Origin of the sequence: Yoonia ponticola (assembly GCF_014199395.1) — a bacterium.
Classification (GTDB): domain Bacteria; phylum Pseudomonadota; class Alphaproteobacteria; order Rhodobacterales; family Rhodobacteraceae; genus Yoonia; species Yoonia ponticola.
The window spans coordinates 64422-85375 of sequence record NZ_JACIJM010000004.1 but is presented as its reverse complement, the minus strand read 5'-3'; the positions used below and the strand labels follow the sequence as shown (position 1 = coordinate 85375).

Annotated in this window: 16 protein-coding genes; 5 read left to right on the top strand and 11 right to left on the bottom strand. The window is 57.2% G+C overall.

The genetic code is table 11. The annotated features are described in order from the left end of the window. Nucleotides 1-29: 29 nt before the first annotated feature. The 7 genes from FHS72_RS07730 to FHS72_RS07700 form a co-directional block, all read right to left on the bottom strand. Nucleotides 30-932: a HupA family protein gene (locus tag FHS72_RS07730; protein WP_183527770.1), complete on the bottom strand. Its 903-nt coding sequence runs from the start codon at nt 930-932 to the stop codon at nt 30-32. A 78-nt stretch (nt 933-1010) separates the two neighbouring features. Next, nucleotides 1011-1817 (bottom strand): HupA family protein, encoded by an 807-nt coding sequence (locus tag FHS72_RS07725; protein WP_183527768.1) that lies wholly within the window; start codon nt 1815-1817, stop codon nt 1011-1013. A gap of 144 nt (nt 1818-1961) precedes the next feature. Beyond that, the gene (locus FHS72_RS07720) at nt 1962-2702 is read right to left on the bottom strand and encodes a hypothetical protein (RefSeq protein WP_183527767.1); all 741 of its coding nucleotides are present in this window, start codon (nt 2700-2702) and stop codon (nt 1962-1964) included. A gap of 655 nt (nt 2703-3357) precedes the next feature. After that, nucleotides 3358-5250: an acetyl-CoA hydrolase/transferase C-terminal domain-containing protein gene (locus tag FHS72_RS07715; protein WP_246414581.1), complete on the bottom strand. Its 1893-nt coding sequence runs from the start codon at nt 5248-5250 to the stop codon at nt 3358-3360. Then, complete coding sequence (locus FHS72_RS07710) at nt 5216-7291, bottom strand: 3-hydroxyacyl-CoA dehydrogenase NAD-binding domain-containing protein (RefSeq protein WP_183527766.1); 2076 nt, start codon at nt 7289-7291, stop codon at nt 5216-5218. The genes FHS72_RS07715 and FHS72_RS07710 overlap by 35 nt, the downstream gene beginning before the upstream one ends. Further along, nucleotides 7288-8586: an acetyl-CoA C-acetyltransferase gene (locus tag FHS72_RS07705; RefSeq protein WP_183527765.1), complete on the bottom strand. Its 1299-nt coding sequence runs from the start codon at nt 8584-8586 to the stop codon at nt 7288-7290. The genes FHS72_RS07710 and FHS72_RS07705 overlap by 4 nt, the downstream gene beginning before the upstream one ends. Continuing rightward, on the bottom strand, nt 8583-10829 hold the full coding sequence (locus FHS72_RS07700) for an acyl-CoA dehydrogenase (protein ID WP_183527764.1): 2247 nt from the start codon (nt 10827-10829) through the stop codon (nt 8583-8585). The genes FHS72_RS07705 and FHS72_RS07700 overlap by 4 nt, the downstream gene beginning before the upstream one ends. 227 nt (nt 10830-11056) lie before the next feature. Here FHS72_RS07700 and FHS72_RS07695 point away from each other — a divergent pair, with 227 nt between their 5' ends. Together FHS72_RS07695 and FHS72_RS07690 are read left to right on the top strand one after the other, a co-directional pair. Continuing rightward, complete coding sequence (locus tag FHS72_RS07695) at nt 11057-11725, top strand: cytochrome c oxidase assembly protein (RefSeq protein ID WP_246414580.1); 669 nt, start codon at nt 11057-11059, stop codon at nt 11723-11725. Further along, a complete protein-coding gene (locus FHS72_RS07690; RefSeq protein ID WP_183527762.1) occupies nt 11722-12234 on the top strand; it encodes a CopD family protein in 513 nt (170 codons plus the stop codon). The genes FHS72_RS07695 and FHS72_RS07690 overlap by 4 nt, the downstream gene beginning before the upstream one ends. Here the strand turns inward: FHS72_RS07690 and FHS72_RS07685 are convergent. Next, entirely contained in the window at nt 12204-12719 is a 516-nt protein-coding gene (locus FHS72_RS07685; protein ID WP_183527760.1) for a DUF2231 domain-containing protein, read from the bottom strand. The genes FHS72_RS07690 and FHS72_RS07685 overlap by 31 nt on opposite strands. Before the next feature lie 129 nt (nt 12720-12848). On the opposite strand from FHS72_RS07685, the gene FHS72_RS07680 reads away from it, so the two are divergent. The 3 genes from FHS72_RS07680 to FHS72_RS07670 are packed head-to-tail and all read left to right on the top strand — an operon-like array spanning nt 12849 to nt 16200. Next, nucleotides 12849-13403, top strand: coding sequence for a cytochrome c oxidase subunit II (locus tag FHS72_RS07680; protein ID WP_246414577.1), 555 nt, complete (start codon nt 12849-12851; stop codon nt 13401-13403). Continuing rightward, nucleotides 13400-15883, top strand: coding sequence for a cytochrome c oxidase subunit I (gene ctaD / locus FHS72_RS07675; protein ID WP_183527758.1), 2484 nt, complete (start codon nt 13400-13402; stop codon nt 15881-15883). The genes FHS72_RS07680 and ctaD overlap by 4 nt, the downstream gene beginning before the upstream one ends. After that, complete coding sequence (locus FHS72_RS07670; RefSeq protein WP_183527756.1) at nt 15880-16200, top strand: hypothetical protein; 321 nt, start codon at nt 15880-15882, stop codon at nt 16198-16200. The genes ctaD and FHS72_RS07670 overlap by 4 nt, the downstream gene beginning before the upstream one ends. 139 nt (nt 16201-16339) lie before the next feature. Here the strand turns inward: FHS72_RS07670 and FHS72_RS07665 are convergent, their stop codons facing one another. The 3 genes from FHS72_RS07665 to FHS72_RS07655 all read right to left on the bottom strand — a co-directional run bounded on the left by FHS72_RS07665 (nt 16340) and on the right by FHS72_RS07655 (nt 20846). Then, nucleotides 16340-17008, bottom strand: coding sequence for a hypothetical protein (locus tag FHS72_RS07665; RefSeq protein WP_183527753.1), 669 nt, complete (start codon nt 17006-17008; stop codon nt 16340-16342). A gap of 256 nt (nt 17009-17264) precedes the next feature. Next, the gene (locus tag FHS72_RS07660) at nt 17265-20150 is read right to left on the bottom strand and encodes a hybrid sensor histidine kinase/response regulator (protein ID WP_183527751.1); all 2886 of its coding nucleotides are present in this window, start codon (nt 20148-20150) and stop codon (nt 17265-17267) included. A 204-nt stretch (nt 20151-20354) separates the two neighbouring features. Further along, nucleotides 20355-20846: an MgtC/SapB family protein gene (locus tag FHS72_RS07655; protein ID WP_183527749.1), complete on the bottom strand. Its 492-nt coding sequence runs from the start codon at nt 20844-20846 to the stop codon at nt 20355-20357. Between the last annotated feature and the right edge of the window lie 108 nt (nt 20847-20954).

The window sequence follows — 20954 nt, the reverse complement described above, 5'->3', positions numbered from 1 at the left end:
GGCTGGTTGCCTGACTGCTATGTGTGAGATTATTCAGAAACGGAGAAGATACCGACTTCAAGATTTTCACGAGGAGCAAGCTCGCCATCAATAAGCAACCCATTTGGGTCTATCGTAACAATTTCGATAGCACCGATTGCTCCTGTCGCCTTGGCCCCTGTGAGCAGACCCTCAAATGAGCCAGTGACAGTCGCATCGTCAAGGTGTGGGGCGTTATTTTGTCCACCTCCAGTCGCTATGCCTGCAAAACCACCGAAGCCGTCGATTGCGGCGGCATTCAAAATAACATCTGAATATCCCGAGGAGCCGGGATACGGCTGGTTCGTATACCTACTGCGATCATTGCGGTTTGTGATGGAGCCACTGACCATGCGGTCTGCAAAATCGACGTCGAGCTTAGCGTCACCAGTAAAAATAGTTAATACTTGGTGTAGGTTAGGAGAATTCGAGCCGCCGCGTTGCGTATATCCAAAGTAGTCACCAGTCATCGTAGCGCTACCTGATAAGGGGACTGTCGTGGCGGACAAACGCTCAAGAACCAACGCGCCACTATCGGTTAGGTTCTCGAGTGTCAGAACAGCGATGGCGTCGTCTGATAAAGCTTGAGCACCGTAGATTCGATTTTCATCGTAGGTCAGCAGATTGCCCTGACGACCAATGGTGGTGTAAGATACAGTATTGGTATCGGTGACGTATTTGATTTCTCCATACCCGCCCTCCGCATCAATCGTCAGGTTTGTCTCCTCGACACCGTTCAACACAAAAACCGTCTCGCCAGTCGCTTTGTCGACGGATAGGTCTAGCGTGCCGTTGAGCTGCTCGCTTGCGTTGACAGATACGGCCATTGGGCGCGGTGCTGGCGCCAAGGGGGTGCTGCTGCCGCTGCCGCAAGCGGCCAGAAGCGGGAGGCTGAGAAGGAGGAAACGTGTCATGATGGTCCTATAAGTTTATATAATCGTTAAGGAAAATGAGTCAGGCATGTTGCCTGATTGCTGGGTTAGGGCGTGGGGCTATTCGGATACGGAGAAAATGCCAGTTTCAACTCTATCTCTCGGAAGAGCAACTCCGTCTACTTCCTGACCCTCTGGGTCATTAGTGATGATCTCGACAGCACCAATTGCACCAGTCGCCTGTGATCTCGTGAGCAGGCCCACGAACGAACCTGTCACTGTGGCGTCGTCGAATCCTGAAGACGTGTGGCGCCCGCCAGTTGCAGTGCCAGAAAAACCACCAAAACCGTCAATCGAAGTGTCTTCGAGAATTACATCAGTAAGTTGGGAGCCCGGTGCATTTGTCTTAAGGTTGCGGAGTGATCTGTTTGTGATTGCTCCGCTGACCATGCTGTTTGCAAAATCGACGGTGAGTTTAGCATCTCCGATTATGGGATTCAGTACAAGCTGTGAAGGAAGATGTCCTCCGGCGTCGCCAGTTTGCCAATACCCGAAATAATCGCCTGACATCTCGGCGTTACCAAACTCTGGCACAGCAGTATCGCTTAAACGTTCGAGGACCAATGCGCCTGTATCGGCGACGTTTTCAATTGTGAGAACCGCGATGGCATCATCTGATTGAGCTTTTGCGCCAAAAATACGATTTCCATCAAGGGTCAGCCAATCGCCCTGAACTCCTAAAGCCGAATATGACACAGTATCTTCATCTGTGAAGTATTTAACGTCCCCGTTCCCAAATTCCGCATCCGTCGTAAGGTTCGTCTCCTCGACACCGTTCAACACAAAAACCGTCTCGCCAGTCGCTTTGTCGACGGACAGTTCTAGCGTGCCGTTGAGCTGTTCGTTTGCGTTGACAGATACGGCCATTGGGCGCGGTGCTGGTACCAAGGGGGTGCTGCTGCCGCTACCGCAAGCGGCCAGAAGCAGGGGGCTGAGAAGGAGGAAACGTGTCATGGTTGATAAGCCTTTTACTAAGAATAATCGTGATTAGAGCGACGTTAGCAATCTGATTTACATCTTACAATTGTGTTTGCGTGATCGTCGAAACCTTGCGGTGAGTGAATAGCGTTTTTGCAAGCCTATGATGGCCAGAAGTGACCCGAATAACAATCCGGATGCGGGCACGGGGACGGGGCTAGGGATTGGTCTGTCGGTGACGGGCAGCGGGCGGCCAGCGGCTGGGGGAATCAGGTAGGCCACCGTTTCGGGCGCGAATTGTTGTGATGTTGGGATGCCAACTTTGTTAACGATATAGGGCCTCAATCGGCTGGAGGTGGGAATGCCTGTGGACTGGATGATCCGTGCGCGATCGATGATCGGGGGCCAGAATGCGCGGGTTGTGGTGTCCTTGGACCGCGGTCGCGATACGACGATTTCACTGCGGCAATGGTCGGCGTACCGGCTGTAATAATCTTCCCATTCTTCGTGAAAACGGGCTAAAATCGGCTCTGTTCCGGTGATTTGCGACAGTTCAGGACGAGACAATGCGCGTGCACATGGATCGGGCAAGCAGGTGCGGGGCAGGCGGGTTTTGCCGGATAGCGAGAACGCGATTGCTGCGCTGCCGTCCTCGCCATCTTCGAAATAGGCGGACGGAATGCAGCGATATCCCAGCGCGTCGATCTCCAGAATATCGTCGAGTTCGATCTGCGCGGCGACGGCCTGATCGGTCGGGGCGAAGCAAAGCAAAAGGCTGGCCGAGATGGCCAAAACTGCGTTTCCGATACGCGATGCCTTTGCGCGTCCACTCAAATCACTGACCTTTCCGGTCGTTTTATGAGCCCCGTTAAATCGGTTAACTATGTCTTAACGATGGAGTTTGTCGGGTGGAATTGTCACCGCGGGGTGGTTTTTTGACGATGTGGGGCGCATGAGATCAAAGCTTTTCGGGGGGGCTGGATGGTTAATTGCGCTCGGGCCGCGATAGGACTTGATCCGACAATGAAGAATCACATAGCTTTGAAGTGAGGACAGAGACACCTTGCTTTCACCTGTCGGGCTCCGTCCTCGTTTCAATCTTCTCCCTAACTCCTTCCCGAGTTAGGGGGCGATTGCATCAGTTTGTGGAGTTCGGCGCCGTCGCGCTTGAGACCGTTTGCAGCTGATGCACACAACTTCCGAGAGATGCCAACGAACCGAATATCCCGAGTAGAATAACGAGCCGATGCAGCCACTTTGTTGCAGTGTGAGGATTTACATCCATGTGTATATTGTCGCGTGTAGTATACTTGGCGGTCAACGAGTTTTTTACCACTATATGTAGATTAAGGACGTTGACGCAGCCTACGCTTTTCGGGCGTAAGGTTCTCCACCGATTCATCATCAGGGTTCTCCACACTTGATCAGAGTGACCTGTGGAAAACTATTTCTGAGCATTCATTTATCCGAGTTGTAAACTCTCTGATCGTCACGTCGCGTGTGGTTTGTCGATTGGATTGCCATCAAAACTTGTTCGTAATGCCCCACGTAATGCGCGTGCTTGCAACGGCTCCGTTAGGTGCGGCGTGGCGGCGTAGTCCATGCGGTCCATTGCGGCGGCTTCTTGCGGGTGCGGTGGGTCGCGGAACGATCTGAATATCAATCCGGCGAGTTTACGTTTGCTGCCGCTGGCTTCGCCGAGTTTAGCGAGGGCGGGTAGGAGCACCTGTTCGATGGCGTTGAAATCGGTGCCGAGTGGGAAATCGGGTAGCAGCATTTTGCGGTGCGGCTGTAACCACTTTGTTAATGTTTCGGGTGTATTTTGGCGGTGCGCGTCGGGAATCTGCCAGTCTCGTGCCAGTTTACCTGCGGATTTCGCTTTGTCCGTTAATGCGTCTTGAAAGCGGCTGTCCGTGATGCAGATCAGCCGTTTGATCACCTCTTCGTCGGTTTGCCCGCGCAGGAACGCGGCGCCGTATTCTGTCACCACAATATCGCGCATGTGGCGCGGCACGGTTGTTAGGGGAAGTTGCCAAACGATATTCGACGACATGGACCCGCCGCTGTTACGCGTTGCAGGTAGGGTTAAAATGGCATGTGCGTCGTCGAGCGCGAAGGCTTGTTCAAAGAAATTGAACTGGCCACCGACGCCGCTGACGACTTGACCGGGTTTGGCGGAATCCGACATGGCGTCGCCCAACACGCTGACCTGCATCGCGCCGTTGATAAACCGCGCATGGGTCCGCGCGGCGCGTTTCGCGGTCTCGTCACCGTAGAGCGCATTGGTGAAACTGACGGGTTTCATTTGGATTTTACCGCGTTGATCGGCGGGCATGGCGTGCAGGCGTTCATACATATCGCGGGCTTCGACAAAGAACCCCGCGTGGACCACGGCACCGTCCACTTCGCGGCGCAAAACGCCGCCTTCAAAGAGCGCGAGCAGACCGCCGACGAGCATTTCGGTCACGGCATATAGGCCCTTGGTAAAGGGAGCGGTGTTATCGCCGGATAGGGGAAAAGGCGCATTGGTATAGATTTGATGCAAGGCGTTTTTATAGCGCAGCAACAGCACATTTGCGACCGCATCGCCAATCGCGCCGATCCCGATTTGAAGCGTTCCACCATCCCGCACCAAGCGCGAGGTGTGCAGCCCAATCGCGTGTTGGGCATCAGAAACGGGGCGGCGCACGGCAGAAAACAGATCGATTTGCGCGGGCGGATCAAGCACCATCGCGATGTCCGAGGCAGGGACGATTGCATCACGATCCATAAAGGGCAGCGCGTCGTTGCGTTCCGCCACGGCGATGAAATCCAACTTGCCAGCCGCGCGCATCGTGAAAAGGTCAGCGGAAATATCGGTGTTGCACGACATGCTAAAGCGATCGCCGTGCTGCGGCATCAACTGCGCCAGAACGTTGGGACGTTGGGCCGTTAAAACATCGCGGGCGTAGGTGTAGTTCGCAGCGATGTAATGCCGTTGCGCGTAGTCATTGCCCAGCCAAGTGCCTGCCTGAAAGAAGAACTCGGACACGACAATGTTGTCAGGCAAGGTGCCGTCGTTAATCATATCAGCGTAGAGCAGAGACGGGGTCGTGCCGAACAGGCGGTCCATTGCAGGGTTCAAGAAACGCTTTTCGATATCGGACTTGGGGTCGGGACGTTGCAGCGTCAGCGCCGTGAAAATGTTCAATTTCAACGTACTGTCAGCCAAAGCTGCGCGGGTCAATGCGTTCACAATCGTGACGGGCTTGCCAAGGCCCAGCGGCAAGGCCAAACGAATTTCGCCGCCGACGCGATCATAGATTTCGCGGGCCATCGCGTCGGCGTCTGTGTGAATTTGCGGCGTATCAGGCAAGGCTGGACCAGCCTTCGTCGGGGGCAAATCGCGGTCCGTGATCGCGTTCCAATGCCTTTAACGCTTCCGTCACTTCGTTAATTCCACGTGTGCGGGCGTAATGCATTGGTCCGCCGCGGAATGGCGCCCAGCCAGTTGCAAAGATCATCGCGCCGTCAATCTGATCTTCGGTTTCCACGACGCCTTCGCGCAGGATTTCGACGCAGGCGTTCAGCATCGGCAGAATTAGTCGGTCGGTTAAATCGGCGGGCGCATCGTCGAGGTCCGCATCTGGGCGCGGTGTGCCGTCCGACCAATCGTAGAAGCCTGTGCCGGATTTCTTGCCAAGTTTACCGTCTTTGACCTTCGCGCGTAGGTCGTCGCTGATCGGCGGCATTGGTTTGTCGAGGCTCGTGGACAAGCTTTCCGCGACGTGCAGGCCGACGTCGAGACCGACCTGATCGGCCAATGCGACCGGCCCCATCGGCATCCCGAAGCGCAACGCGGCGGTGTCGATCACCTCTTTCGAGACGCCTTCGTCCATCAGCACCATCGCCTCTAACATGTAGGGGACGAGGGCGCGGTTCACCACAAAGCCGGGGTAGTTGGCGACAGTCACGGGCAGCTTGCCGATCGCACCGCAAAAGGCTGCGAGGCGTTGCGCGGTCTTGTCGCTGGTGGCGGTGCCTTTGATGACTTCGACAAGATCAATGCGCGAGACGGGGTTGAAAAAGTGTAAGCCGGCGAAGTCGTCTTGCGTCGGCGCAAAGGCGGCCAAATCATCGATGGACAGGCTGGATGTGTTGGTCGCGAGGATTGCACCTTTTTTCAGCTTACCCTCCAGCCCTTTGTAGATTTTCTCTTTCAAATCCTGCGTTTCGGTTGCGGCCTCGATCACCAGATCAGCGCGGGCCAGCCCGTATCCTTTGGGATCAGGCATCAGACGATCCAGTGCATCGCGAGTCTCGATCCCGGTCAGGTGTTTGTCTTTGCAAATCTGCACGACCTTTTTGATCGCACGGCCCAAGGGCGCGGTTTCAACATCGCCGAGCGTCACGATCTTGCCTTTGATCGCCGCTGCTGCCGCGATTTCGGTGCCCATCGCACCCGCGCCGATGACATGCACATGCGCGATGTCGTCGTCACCACGGCCCGCGTCTTTTAGCTTTTGACGCAAGAAAAACACACGGCGCAGGTTTTGAGACGTGTCCGATTTCAGCAGTGTGGCAAAGCTTTCGATCTCGGCCTTTTGCATCGCGTCGGGGTCGTCGCCATGGTCTTCCCACAGATCAATCAAGGCGTGCGGGGCGGGGTAATGCTGTTGCGGTGCTTTCTTCTCGGTCTCTTTGCGCATTTGACGGGCGGCCAGACTGCGGGCCTGATCCAGCCCGAATGCGCGGGATGCGATGCTGGGCGCGTGTTTGTCGATCTTGCCGTCAACCACAGCCGCCACCGCCGCCGCGGCGTGTCGTTCTTCGACGATCACGTCAGCGAGCCCTTGGGATTTCGCGCGTTTGGTGTGGGCGGTTTTGCCCGTGAGCATCATCGTCATCGCGTCTGTCGCACCGATCAAGGCGGGCAGGCGGAACGTCCCGCCTAGGCCGGGGTGCAGCCCGAGTTGGACCTCGGGAAAGCCAAATGACGCGCCCGCCACCGTGATCCGGTAGTCGCAGGCCAGCGCCAATTCGAACCCCGCGCCAAGTGCCGCACCGTGGACGATGCAGATTGTCGGGCAGGTCAGTGCGGCGATCCGGTCAAGCACGTCGTGGGCTTGTTTCAGCAACTTAACCGCGCCGTCGTCGGTCATGGCTTCGAAACTCGCGATATCCGCACCAGCGGCGAAACCCGCATCTTTGGCCGACCGGATCACCACGGCGGCGGGCAGGTCAGCCTCGGCCGCTGTGATGTGGCTGTCCAATTCGCGGATCACGTCTTCGGAAATTGTGTTGGTGCTGGTGTCCTGTTTGTCGAGCACGAGCCAGAGCACGCCAGCCGCATCGCGACCTGTGCGCCAGTGGCCCTCAGCCGTGCCAACTGGCCCCAGTTCGCGTTTGGTTTCGCCTAGGAATTCAAGAACATGTCCGGTCATACCACTGCCTCCAACAACATTGCACCGCCTAATCCGCCGCCGATACATTCCGTGGCGATCCCACGTTTTGCGCCGCGCTGTTTCATGGCTTTTGCCAAGTGCAGCACGATGCGGTTGCCGCTTGTGCCGACGGGGTGGCCGAGTGAAATAGCGCCACCATCGACGTTTAATTTGTCTCGGTCGATCCGGCCAAATGCTGCGTCGTAGCCCAGCACCTCGCGGCAGAAATCGTCGTCGTTCCATGCGGCGAGGCAGGATAGCACTTGGGCTGCGAAGGCTTCGTTTAATTCCCACAGATCGACGTCGTCCTTGGCCATGTTGTGGCGCTGCAAGATCGGCGTGGACGCCAAGACGGGACCAAGCCCCATGATCGACGGATCAAGGCCCGCCCATTCGCTGTCCGTGATTTCTGCAAGCGGCTCTAACCCGTGCAAATCGACGGCCTTTTGCGAGGCAAGGATGCACCAACTAGCGCCGTCGGTGATCTGGCTGGAATTGCCTGCGGTGACTTGACCGTAGGGGGGCTCGAACACTGGTTTCGGCTTGGCTAATCCCTCCATATCGCTGTCAGGGCGCACGCCGTCGTCGTGGTCGTAAACGGTGCCGTCGCGGTCAAATGCTGGCATGACTTCGTCGTCAAGCCGCCCGTCGTTTTGTGCGTCGGCAAGGCGGTGGTGGCTCTGCATCGCGTAGGTGTCGGCGGTGTTGCGGTCGATGCGAAAGCGGTGCGCGAGGATTTCTGCGGTTTGGCCCATCGACAATGTTGTGATTGGATCGGTCAATCCGCGTTCTAGGCCGACAACAGGTTTAAAGAAATCGGGCCGGATGCCAGCCATCGCTTTGGCCTGATCCATCGGCCCTTTGGCCGCGTTCATCCGCCCGAACCATTCCACGGCAGAGGACCGCAATGTCAGCGGCGCGTGGCTTAATGCTTCGGCCCCGCCTGCGAGGATCATTTGGTGGCTGCCGGATTGAATGTAGCGGTAGGCGGTGTCGAGACTTTGCATCCCTGAGCCGCAGTTGATCTGCGTCGAAAATGCGACGGTTTCTTCGGGCAACCCCAGACGCAAAGACGCCACCCGCGCGGGGTTCATCTCATCAGCGATCACGTTGACGCAGCCGAGGATCACCAGATCCAGCGCCGCGCGGTCAAACGGTTGCCGCGCCAGTAGCGGCCTGCCGCATTGCACGGCCAAATCAACAGGCGTGAATGGGCCAGGGCCGCTGCGGGCTTTGAGAAACGGGGTACGTGCGCCATCAACGAGGAAAACACGCTGTTTTTGGTGTGTGGTCATTCTGCGGCCTCTTGTGTCGGATGTTTCGGTGCGGGGGACGGGAATAGCTCTGCCAATTCTTCGGGCGCGTATTCGTCCACGGCGACGACCTGATCGACCAGCTTTTGCATCGCGGCGATTTCGGTCATTTCGGCGTCGGATAGGATACCTGCGGCTAGCGCCTCTTGCGGTGTTTTTCGCGCGTCGCGCAGGCGTTTCATAAGCGGCGCCATCTCCACAACTTTGGCGTAGCAGGCGTTAAGCGTGGCGACCCCGTCGTCGTTGCCGCCACCATGCAAGTCGCCGGTGATCCGGTCGCGTGTGGCGGATGGTTCGTACAATAGATCGCTGCATTCGGCGACCAACCGATCGTCGGGCTTGCGCGTCGTGGCACCGGGGAGCGTGATGAAACGCAAGACCCAAGCAGCCCAGCGCGCAGGCATGTTTGCGATCACTTCGTCGAGTGCGGTTTGCATGTTGTGCAACGCGTCCGCCGCGACGTAGTTCAGGACGGGCAGGTCGGCGTCTTGGCGGCCTTCGTCCTCCCAACGTTTTAATGCGGCGGACAGGATATACATGTCCGACAGGATATCGCCCATCCGGCCAGATATCATTTCCTTGCGTTTCAATGCGCCGCCTAGCGTTAGGAACAAGACGTCGGCGGTCAGCGCATATGCGGCGGACCAGCGCGACAACTGCCTGTATATCGGCGTCGCGGCACCGGCATCGGGGGCAGGGGCAAAGCGCCCGCCCGTCAAGGCACGACCCCATGCGCGGAACATCGTTTTGGTGGTGTGGCCGATGTGTGCCCAGACGCTTTTGTCGAACATATCCAGCGACTTGTCCGGATCTGTTTCCTGCAACGCAAGCATATTATCGAGCATGTGGGGATGTGCGCGGATCGACCCTTGGCCATAGATAATTAGGCTGCGGGTGACGATGTTTGCGCCTTCAACGGTGATCCCGATAGGCACGGCGCGATAAAGCGGCAGCAGGTAATTGGACGGGCCGTCGATCACCGCTTTGCCCGAATGCACGTCCATCGCGTCATCAATCGCTTCACGCATTTTGTAGGTCGCGTGGGCTTTCATGATTGCGGAAATGACGGATAGCGCACGGCCTTCGTCCAGCCCAGCGCAGGTCAAATGGCGGGCGGCGTCCATCGCATAAGCATCAGCGGCCAGACGCCCCAGACGCGATTGGATACCGCCGAATTTACCGATGGGCAGATTAAACTGCTGGCGAATACGCGAATAGGCACCTGTCGTGTGGGCCGACAGCGCAATCGCGGCGCAACCCATGGACGGCAGCGAAATCCCGCGTCCAGCAGCAAGCGCGCTCATCAGCATCATCCAACCTTTGCCAGCATATTCCGGCCCGCCGATGATGTGGTCAATCGGGATGAAGACGTCTTTGCCCGTGGTGGGACCGTTCATAAACATCGTGGACGACGGAATGTGCCTGCGGCCCGTCTCAACCCCATCCAAATCGGTCGGAACCAAGGCGCAGGTGATACCGATGTCGGGTGTGTCACCCATCAATCCGTCAGGGTCACGCAGTTTGAACGCGAGGCCCAGCACGGTGCAAACGGGCGACAGGGTAATATAACGCTTTGCCCAATTCAGACGGATGCCGAGCACTTCCTCGCCTTGCCACTGCCCTTTGCAGATCACGCCGTCATCGACCATCGCACCTGCGTCCGATCCAGCTTCGGCGCTGGTCAACCCAAAGGCGGGCAATTCGCGTCCATCGGCCAAGCGCGGCAGCCAGTAGTCTTTTTGATCGTCGGTGCCGAACTGGTGTAGCAATTCACCCGGCCCAAGCGAGTTTGGCACCATGACTGTCACCGCAGCGGCGACTGATCTGGTGGAAATGTAGCGCACGATTTCGGAGTGGGCGAAGGCAGAGAACGCAAGCCCGCCGTGCGATTTGGGAATAATCATGCCAAAGAAGCGGTTATCGCGCAGAAATTGCCAGACTTCAGGCGGCAGGTCGGCGGTTTCGTGGTTAATCTTCCAATCGTCGATCATGCTACACAGTTCTTGCACAGGGCCGTCAAAGAAGGCCTGTTCGTCCGCTGATAGTTTTGGCGGCTTGATCTCGTGTAGTTTTGACCAATCAGGGTTGCCCGAGAACAATTCGGCTTCCCACCACACTTCGCCAGCGTTCAACGCCTCGCTTTCCGTCTCGGACAGGGCAGGCAAAACGCCTTTGGCCCATGTGTGGATCGGTTTGGTCAAGGTGCGCGCGCGAAAACTAGTCATGATGATATCCCTTCCCAGACCCAACGCGGCAGCATGAGGAAGGTTCCGGAATGCGCCAAAAGAGTAACGCCGTGCGCCGAAATCTCAGCCAATTTCAAAGACTTTGAAACCAAATGCGCCCGCGTGCGTTGTGTCTTGATTGGTAGAACGCTGCCCGCCATTCGGGTGGGTCATGATTTTGGACGGAGCACGATTGCATGGAAGGCATATATTGCGGACAACCCCCGATGCGAGACGCGCTGTGGACCAGTTGGAACTTTGATCCGGTTCTGATCGTGGCGCTGATCGTGTTGACGTATTTTGTGCGTCACAAACCTGCAGGCATTGCTGCGGTTGCGATTATGATCGTCGCGTTTATTTCGCCGCTTTGTGCTTTATCATCCGCGTTATTTTCGGCCCGTGTTGTTCACCATATTCTTCTGATCGCGGGGGCTGCACCGCTATTGGCGCTGGCCTTTCCGGCGCCAAGATCGGGCGGCTTGGCTTTACCATTTGCCGTGTCCACCGTCGTTCTCTGGGCGTGGCATTTGCCGCAAGCCTATGACCTCGCGCTGTCTCACATCGCGGTGTACTGGGTGATGCAACTGACCCTGCTGGGCAGTGCCATCTGGTTCTGGCGCTCGGTTTTTGCAGCCAAAGACGCACCCGTGGAGCGTATCGTTTATGTCATCGCAAGTTTTGCCCAGATGGGTATGTTGGGCGCGATTTTGACCTTTGCGTCGACGCAGCTTTACGCAATCCACGCGCTTGCGCCGTTTGACTGGGGCATGACGCCGCTGCACGATCAGCAGCTTGGCGGGCTCATCATGTGGGTGCCAGCAGGTCTGCCCTATGCCGCCGCCGCCGTCCTGCTCGCGCGGCGCAGTTGGGCGCAGCTACAAGGTGCGACCGGATGATTGACTGGCTTATCGCAACCATTCCGATCATCAAGTCCGTGCATATTGCGGGGCTTATCATCTGGTGTGGTGGTTTGCTTGCTATGCCAATGATGCTGGGGCGGCACCGTCCGGCGGATACCGCCGACGACTACCGCCAGATCCGTCACGCGACCCATATGACCTATACGATCTGCGTGACGCCTGCTGCGGTGATTACCGTGATCGCGGGGACGTGGCTGATTTTCCTGCGTGAAGCGTTTGTGCCGTGGCTTTTTGCCAAACTGGCATTCGTCGCGCTGCTTGTCGTCGCACACGCATGGATCGGTCACATCCTCGCGCAGATCGCAGAGGAACCTGAACACCATCAACCGCCCAAGGCCATCTATCCCGTCATAGCCGCGCTGGTCCCAATGTTGGTGATCCTGACGCTTGTGCTGGCCAAACCAGCCCTCGACGGGATCACCTTTCCAGACTGGTTGCTTGAACCGCGCGGGGCTCAGTTGCCCTTTGACGTGCCAAGCCGATAATCGAAAACGAGCTTACCGCCATGCCATCCAGTGAAACTTACCACCAGTACACACAGCCCCGACAGCAGGATGCCGTAGGGCAAAACCGCTTGCTCGTAGCCGTAAAGACGGTAGCCCCAGTTTGCGCCGAGCAGCGCAAGCAAGGTGACAGCGATGATGAAATGCGTCCATGCGGGCGCACGCGACCGGATACCCGAGACCAGCAGCAATTCGGCGGTGCCGGACAGCCCCGCGAGCATCCCGAACATAAATCCAGTCCCCGCAGCCCAAAGTGCGGCACGCGCCCAGAAGACGTCGCCCGTCCACCAGTACAGGGCATCAGCGCCCAACACGCAAAAGGTCAGCGCGACCGGAAAAGCCACAGACATGGCGTGAATTGGGTGGCCGAAAACGGCGATACGCGATTCCGTTTCGTGAAATCCGGGCCGTTCGCTGATCGGGTCAATCAGTTCTTCAGGCTCGTTTTTGTTATTCTTTGGCGTCATCTGGGTGTCCTCCGTCGGGGTGTTCTTACATCACTAACGCTTATCTCGTTAAGTGGTTGCGAAGGTGTATTATCGACCGTCGATCCTGCGGGGCCCGCCGCACAGACGATTGCGACGCTCTGGTGGGTGATGCTGGCAGGGGCCGGGCTAATTTTCGCGCTGGTGATGGTGCTTTTGCTGCTGGCGTTCAGGCCCCGCGCCGACGTGGGTGACGCTGGCGATGTGCGCGTCTGGGTTATCGGGCTTGGCCTTGCGTTCCCGATGGCGGTTCTCGCGGCATTGCTGGCCTACGGTCTGGTCATTGGCGAAAAGTTACTGCCGCTTGCCAGCGATGATGTGGTGCGTGTCGGCGCACAGGGGCGTCTGTCCACCTGGTCGTTCACCTACGCAGACGTGCCGAATAGGCGCACCCAAGACGTGTTGCATATCCCAGCGGCTCGCCCCGTTGATGTCAGCATTACCACCGCAGATGTCATCCACAGTTTCTGGGTGCCGCGCCTTGCGGGCAAGCTGGACGCCATTCCGGGCCGTACCAATATCCTGCGGATCGAAGCCGATCTTCCCGGAACCTACCACGGTGTCAGCGCCGAATTTAGCGGCACCGGATACGACCATTTTACATTTACCGTGATTGCCCATGATGCCGAAGATTGGGATGCATTTTTAAACGAGGACATTGAATGAACGCGCTGGAACGTCACCGCAAGTTAACTACGATCTGGGCATCCGAGAAAGGGTTTAAAGGTTGGTTTTCCACCGTGAACCATACCGATCTGGGACGCATGTTCCTTGTCACCGCGTTCTTCTTTTTCATCATCGGCGGGCTGCTGGCGATGTTGATCCGCGTGCAGCTTGCCACGCCGCATTCCGCGTTTGCGGGGCCCGAGATTTACAACCAAATCTTCACGATGCACGGCACGATAATGATGTTCCTGTTCGCGATCCCGACGTTCGAAGGGCTCGCGATTTATCTGTTGCCGAAAATACTAGGCACCCGCGATCTCGCGTTCCCGCGCCTGACCGCCTACGGCTATTGGTGCTACGCATTTGGCGGCTCGATGATGCTGGTCGCGATGGTATTCGGGATCGCACCGAATGGCGGCTGGTTCATGTATCCACCACTGTCGAGCGCGATTTACTCGCCCGGAATTAACACCGATTTCTGGCTGATCGGGATCACTTTTGTTGAAATCTCGGCCATCGCCGCCGCCGTGGAAATCACCGTGTCGATCCTGAAATACCGCGCACCGGGCATGTCGCTGGACAAGATGCCGATCTTTGCATGGTACGCTTTAATCACGGCGTTGATGATCCTGACGGGCTTTCCGCCGCTGATCCTCGGCTCGGTGCTGTTAGAGGTCGAACGCGCCTTCGGTTTCCCGTTTTTCCAGGCGGACCTCGGCGGTGATAGCCTTTTGTGGCAACACTTATTCTGGCTCTTTGGACACCCTGAAGTTTACATCATCTTCCTGCCCGCAGCGGGCGTTATTTCAACCATACTACCCGTCATGTGTCGCACGACATTGCTCGGCTATGGCTGGATCGTCGCGGCGGCCCTAGCACTTGCATTTTTGTCGTTTGGGCTGTGGGTCCACCACATGTTCACCACAGGCATTCCGCATATGGGGCTCGCGTTCTTTTCAGCGGCATCGACGCTGGTTGCCGTCCCGACAGGCGTGCAAATCTTTGCGTGGATCGGGACAATGTGGAAAGGGCGGCCCGAGTTGCGATTACCGATGTTGCATCTGCTGGGGTTCTTTTTCACCTTTGTGATTGGTGGCTTAACAGGTGTGATGGTCGCCGTGGTGCCGTTCGATTGGCAAGCCCATGACACCGCGTTCATCACTGCCCATTTGCACTACGTTTTGTTCGGCGGGTTTGTCTTTCCGATCTTCGCGGGCATTTATTACTGGCTGCCGCATGTCACAGGACGGCGGCGGTTTTTCCGATTGGGAGAGCTGGCTTTTGCGCTGGTGTTCATCGGCTTTCACGTCACATTTCTGGCGATGCATTGGGTTGGCTTGCTGGGACAACGGCGTCGCATCCCGACTTATGCGCCCGAAGACGGCTGGACCGCGATTAATCTGATTTCATCGGTGGGTAGTTTTGTTCTCGCGATCGGGATCGGGATGATCTTGATTGACGTGATCCTGCATGTCCTGACAGCCAGTCGCGGCAGGCGCAATCCGTGGGGGGCAGGGACGCTGGAATGGGCGATGCCGACGCCGCCGTTGGCCTATAACTTTGCCAGCCTACCGCATATCACGTCGCGCGATCCACTGGTGGATGAACCGGACCTTGCAGTGCAGCTGGCGAGGGGCGAAGGCTATCTGGGCACGCCGCGCAACACATGGCGCGAGACGTTGACTGTGGATATCGCGAGCGGCAAGCCGGATATGCATGTGATTTACCCAAGCAATACGCGGCTGCCGATCCTGATGTCGGCGGTGACGGGCGTGTTTTTTGTTTCGTTGCTGCTCAAGTTCTACTGGACGGTTCCTGTCGCTGTGATCGGCGTGGCACTCCTTGTGTGGCGCTGGGTGTGGGGTTTGGGTCGTGGTGCTGACCTCGCGCCGCTATCCATCGGTCACGGTATCACATTACCGAACGCTGGGATGACCGACAGATCGCCCGGATGGTGGGGATCGGTGTTTTTGTTAACCGCAAATGCGACGTTTTTCGGATCGTTGTTGTTCGGTTTTGCGTTCCTGTGGACCGTCGCACCGGGCTGGCCGCCGCCTGTTTGGTTTGATCCGTCAATGACAGAGCTGGGCGCGGGCCTTTCGGGCGCGATCATCGGACCCATCGCGATGCGGCTGGCGAAAAGCGTTAACGGCAAAGGTCGCAATTCCGTCACAGGCGCAACCATGGCGCTGTTTGGTGCGATTTTGATCGGCGTTGCCTGTGCCGCGATGATGTGGCGCACGCCGTCGCCTGTGGATCATGCTTATGGCGCGACCTTGTTTGTTCTGGGCAGCTACGGGTTGTTCCACGCGTGTCTCGCTATGCTGATGACAAGCTTTTTGATCGCGCGGATTGTGCGTGGCTTTACCTCGGCTGTGCGCCGTGCCGAGTTCTCGATCATCGGGTTATGGGTGGATTATACCAGCGTGATTGGCGTGCTTGTCCTGCTCGCCGCACATTTGCCGGGGGTGCTGCAATGAAGGACATCTTTCGTATTCTGATCGCGCCGCTGGTGTGGTTCGCGTCGTTTAGTGCGGTCTACGGGCTGCATGGGCTGCTGTGTGGTCACGAAGTTTCGGGGGTGGTCCTAGGGCTGCCGCTGGAACGGGCCTATCTGGTGGCCGCTTACGTCTGCGCCATCGCGGTGCAGGTGGTGTTGATCGTGGCGCTGTACAGCAGCCGTCTTGCATCCCCGTCACCTTTTGTCCGCTTTGTCAGTCACGCAACCGGATGGGTCGGCCTGATTGCTACGATCTGGTCGTTGGTGCCGGTCGTGTTCACCACATACTGTGGGTAATAAACGAAAATGGCCGCCTCGTTTCCGAGGCGGCCTAACTTTCATCGGGTGGCTATCAGGTGAGTAATACCAGAAGCACGATAACCCAGATCGGGATGCCGATCAGCCAGAGTAAAATCGCTTTCATCAGTTTTCCTCCCTATGTCCAGCGGCCAAAGCGTGTGAATACACGGCTCTCGTCGCGGTGTTGTCCACCAACGCCCGCAGCCCAATAAGCGCCAGCAGCGGCAATCATCAGCGATGCGGCCAGTACAAACGCTGATACAACAGCGTATTGACGGGCTTGTTCAGCGGCGGCAGTTGCTTCGGCTTCAGAGACGTCATTTGCGGCCTCAGTTGCTTCAGCGGCCGTGCCATCTGGTGCGACGGCTGCGACAGCATTTGCGGTTTCTGTGGTCGCTTGCACAGCAGTGTCTGCGCTTGCGCCAAAGATAAACACGCCCAGCATGATTGCTGCACCCCAAACGGCGAGACCGTGAATACCGTCACGCACGCTGACCTCATCAGCAGAGGCTGCATCAACACGGCGGCGCATGCGGCCCGCGATATAACCACCAGCCATAAAGCTAGAGATCGTGGTCCAAAGCATCCAAGAACCGACCGCAATCAGGGCCGCCATGGATGATCCGTCACCATCGTATGGCGACACCATCGACAGGCCAACAGCTGTGCCGAATGTCGTAAACACAAATGCGATTGCAGAGGCCACAACAGCGCCCGCAATGATCGACGACCAGTCTACGTAGCTGCCATCATAGGCATACGCAGGGGCCGACGCTTGGGTCAAAGTTTCAGTTCTATCTGACATGATTTGTCCTTTCATTAAGGTCCATTTGCTTTACGCGAGGCCGACAAAGGACAGGACAGCCAAGACAACAACGACAAGCCCGACGAGGTAAATAATTCCGTGCATTTGTATTCTCCCTTATTTATTTTCGAGTCTGATTATGAAACGCGAAGCGGCCCAAAAGGTTCCAACAAATGTCAGTGATATTTGCGGGTTAAACGCAAAGCGCCGCACTTTTCGCAATTGGCGTAAAGTGCGGCGCGGTAATGTTTGGCGGTTATTGTGCGGTGATCAATGCGGTGATGGAATCCAGCATTTCGGTGTCGCGGAACGGTTTGCTGAGCAGTGTGCAATTGCCCAAGATCGGGGCTGTTGCGACTTCGACGCCGCCTGTCGCAAAGATGATCGGCAAGGCCGGATGAATCCCACGGACGTCCGCCGCGAGGTCTTCGCCAGATTTGTCCGGCAGGCCCACATCGGTGATCAGCAGATCGACCATTTCAGCCCCCAGCACTTCGAGCGTTTTGGCGGCGGTGCCAGTCTCCAGCACCACACATCCGGCGTCGCTTAAGCCCTGTGCGATATCCATGCGGATCAACACGTCGTCTTCGCAAACCAACACGCGCAATCCGTTGAAATCGATTGTGTCAGGCTTGGCAATCACCTCTGCGGGCAGGGGTGTTACCATCGCGGTTGGCGGCACGGTTTTACCGTCCATCGCCAGCACAACCCGTAGTTTTTGGGCCAGCGTCTTTTGCGTGTAAGGTTTGCCCAGCAGTTGTACACCTTCGTCCAAACGGCCGTCATGCACGATCTCGTCTTGCACATAGCCAGAGGTGAACAGCACGGGCAGTTCGGGTCTGCGCGCGCGGGCTATTTCAGCCAATTCATGCCCCGTCATATTGCCCGGCATGATTACATCGGTGAACAGCAGATCGATCGCGACGTCATCCTCGATGATCGCAAGTGCAGCGCGTGCGTCCGGCGCGGTGAGCACCTCGTAGCCCAGATTGCGCAACATGCGGTAGGCGGTTTCGCGGACTTCGCTGTCGTCTTCGACCAGCAGTACTGTCTCTGTACCGCCCGACAAGCCCGCATCTGGCAGGGTCGACAGATCTTGGGCGTTTTCCAGCGAACGCGGCAGGTAAATCTTGATCGTGGTGCCTTCGCCCAAGGTGCTTTCAATCGTGACGTGACCGCCCGATTGCTTGGCAAAGCCGTAGACCATCGACATGCCAAGGCCAGTGCCGTGGCCGTCTTCTTTGGTGGTGAAGAACGGCTCGAAAATCCGTTCCATATCTTCGGCGGAAATGCCGCTGCCTGTGTCGCTGACGGCAACCGACACGTATTGACCCACCGCAAGGCCCGGATGTTTGTCCGCATGCGCCTGGTCAATGTCGGCATTCTCGACGCTGATGGTCAGCGTGCCGTGTCCGTCCATCGCATCGCGGGCGTTGATCGCAAGGTTCAGCAGGGCGTTTTCCATGCTGCTCGGGTCGATATGCGTGTTCCACAGTCCATCGGCAAAGCGGGTTTCAACACCGACGCCTTCACCAATCGCACTGTGCAAGATATCGCTGGTATCGTTCAGAAGCTGGCTGAGATCGACCACGACAGGCGACAGCGGCTGCTTGCGGGCAAAGGACAGCAGTTGCGAGGCAAGCGTGGCACCGCGTGTCACCGCTTTCATGGCTTGATCCAGCCGCTTCTGGATCGGCGCGTCTTGCGGCAATTCGCGTGTCGCAAGTTCCAGATTGCCTGTCATCACTTGCAGCAAGTTGTTAAAATCATGCGCGATACCACCCGCCAGACCGCCGATGGCTTCCAGTTTTTGGCTTTGGCGCAGGGTTGCGTATAGTTCTTCGAGTTCCTGATTACGCATCGCGACGCGGGCTTCCAGCGTCTCGTTCATGCGGGCAATCTGCTCTTCGCTGAATTTGCGGTCCTCGATATCGGTATTCGTGCCGACCCAGCCGACTAATTCACCTGTCGCTGAAGACAACGGTGACGCGCGGACCAAGTGCCAGCGGTAAGTCCCGTCGTATTTACGGATGCGGAATTCGGTCTCGTAACTGACACGACGCTCAATCGCATCGATCCATTTTTCGACAGCGCCATCCAGATCGTCGGGATGCAGCACGGTTGCCCAGTCCGCGCCGTAAAGCTCGCCTTCTTTATGACCCGTAAACGCATAAAGCGGATCATTCAGCCAGTTCAAGCCACCGTCTTTTTCGGCGGTCCAGACATGGGCGGGCATCGTCTGCGCCATGGTGCGGAATTTTTCGCGGGTGACGGACAGTTCGGCCTCAGCGACCTTTTGGCCCGTGACCTCGTGGCCTTGGGCGATGATACCGATAGAGGCACCGTTTTCATCCTTGAGCGGGTGATAAATGAAGTCGATGAACCGCTGCGTGGGCTTTGCGTCATCGCCATGTTGCAGCATCGCTGACATGCCTTTGACCGAAATCGGCTCGCCTGTGGTGTAGGCGCGGTCCAGCAGTTCGTAAAACCCTTGGCCGTCAAGATCGGGCAGAGCCTCGCGCACGGTCTTGCCGATAACTTCACGGCCGCCGATCAGGTCGGTGTAGGATTGGTTCACGATCTGGAACACATGCTGCGGGCCGTACACAATCGCCATAAAGCTGGGGGCTTGGTCAAATGCGGACCGGATAAATTCGGTCATCGTACCAAGCGCTAAGTTCTCGGTCGCCACAGCTTTGGCCCGCTGCATCATCGCGGCTTGTTCAAAGTTGATCTTTTCGCGCTCGGTTGACGCTTCGTGGTAGAGATCAGTCACGTCCATTGTGTTCTGAAGAATGTATTCGACGCGTCCGTTTGCATCCGCGATTGGCGTGTGTGTCGCGCTCCAGTAACGGTCTTCGGTCTGACCGTCGGCTGTTTCAATCGGATATGGAATCCACGGCAAATAATCCTGCCGCGCGGTGGCGATCACTTTGCGAAATGATGCCTGCAACATCTGCTCTGATTGGGACTCCGCAGGTGCAGGAAATGCGTCAGTCATCCGAACACCAATCAGGGCTTCGCGCTCGCGTCCTGTGGTTTCTAGATACGCGGCATTCGCCCATACAATGCGCAATTCACAATCGAGTAAGACATAGGGCGAAGGTGAAGCGGCAAATAGCGCATCAATGTCAATCCGCATGGTCAAAAGCTCCGTCAGCGATATCAAATATTCGAATGTAGGGGGTGTCGTGGTTCCTTATATAGATGTGTTTAAACAAGGCTGTAAACATACAGAATGACGGCATAATACGCCGCTGGTACGTTTTTTTGTGTATTTGGATTGGGTGACCCGACGGCGCGGGGCTGCTGCCGTCGGGTCACGTGTTATCACTTGTGTCGGTGATCACTCGCTTGGCTCATATGTGCCTGCGTGTTTTTCCAACTGGCGGACAACGGCGATGATGATCAACGCCAGTATCACAGTCATGCCCGCAATGACCCATTCACCCAAGCCACAGGCCACGCCCACAGCAGCAACAACCCACATGCTGGCACCTGTGGTCAGCCCACGCACCTTGCCTTGGGAGAACACAATCAGACCAGCCGCAAGGAATGCAACGCCGCCAGTGACGGCTTCAATAATGCGCAGCGGGTCCATTTTAACGGTATCGCCAAAGTCATCGGCGCGTGCCAACAGCGCCAAGGTAAGCAGGCAGTAAATACAGGCCGCCAAGCCGATCAGCATATGCGTGCGCAGTCCAGCCGCACGGCGCGAGGTCTCACGTTCCAGCCCGATCAAGCCGCAAAATACGACCGTCGCCAAGGTCCGTGCGACGACCACCGATAATGGCAATGCCGGAGACAACGTGAATTCTTCAACCAGATCTTCCCACATGTAAATCAACCCTGCTTTAAAATCTCCGCAGTCCATCTGCGGACGTTAAAATACCCAAATTCAGATGCGCGGCCCCCGGAATATCAGGGGCCGCACCGTTCGTGTCGC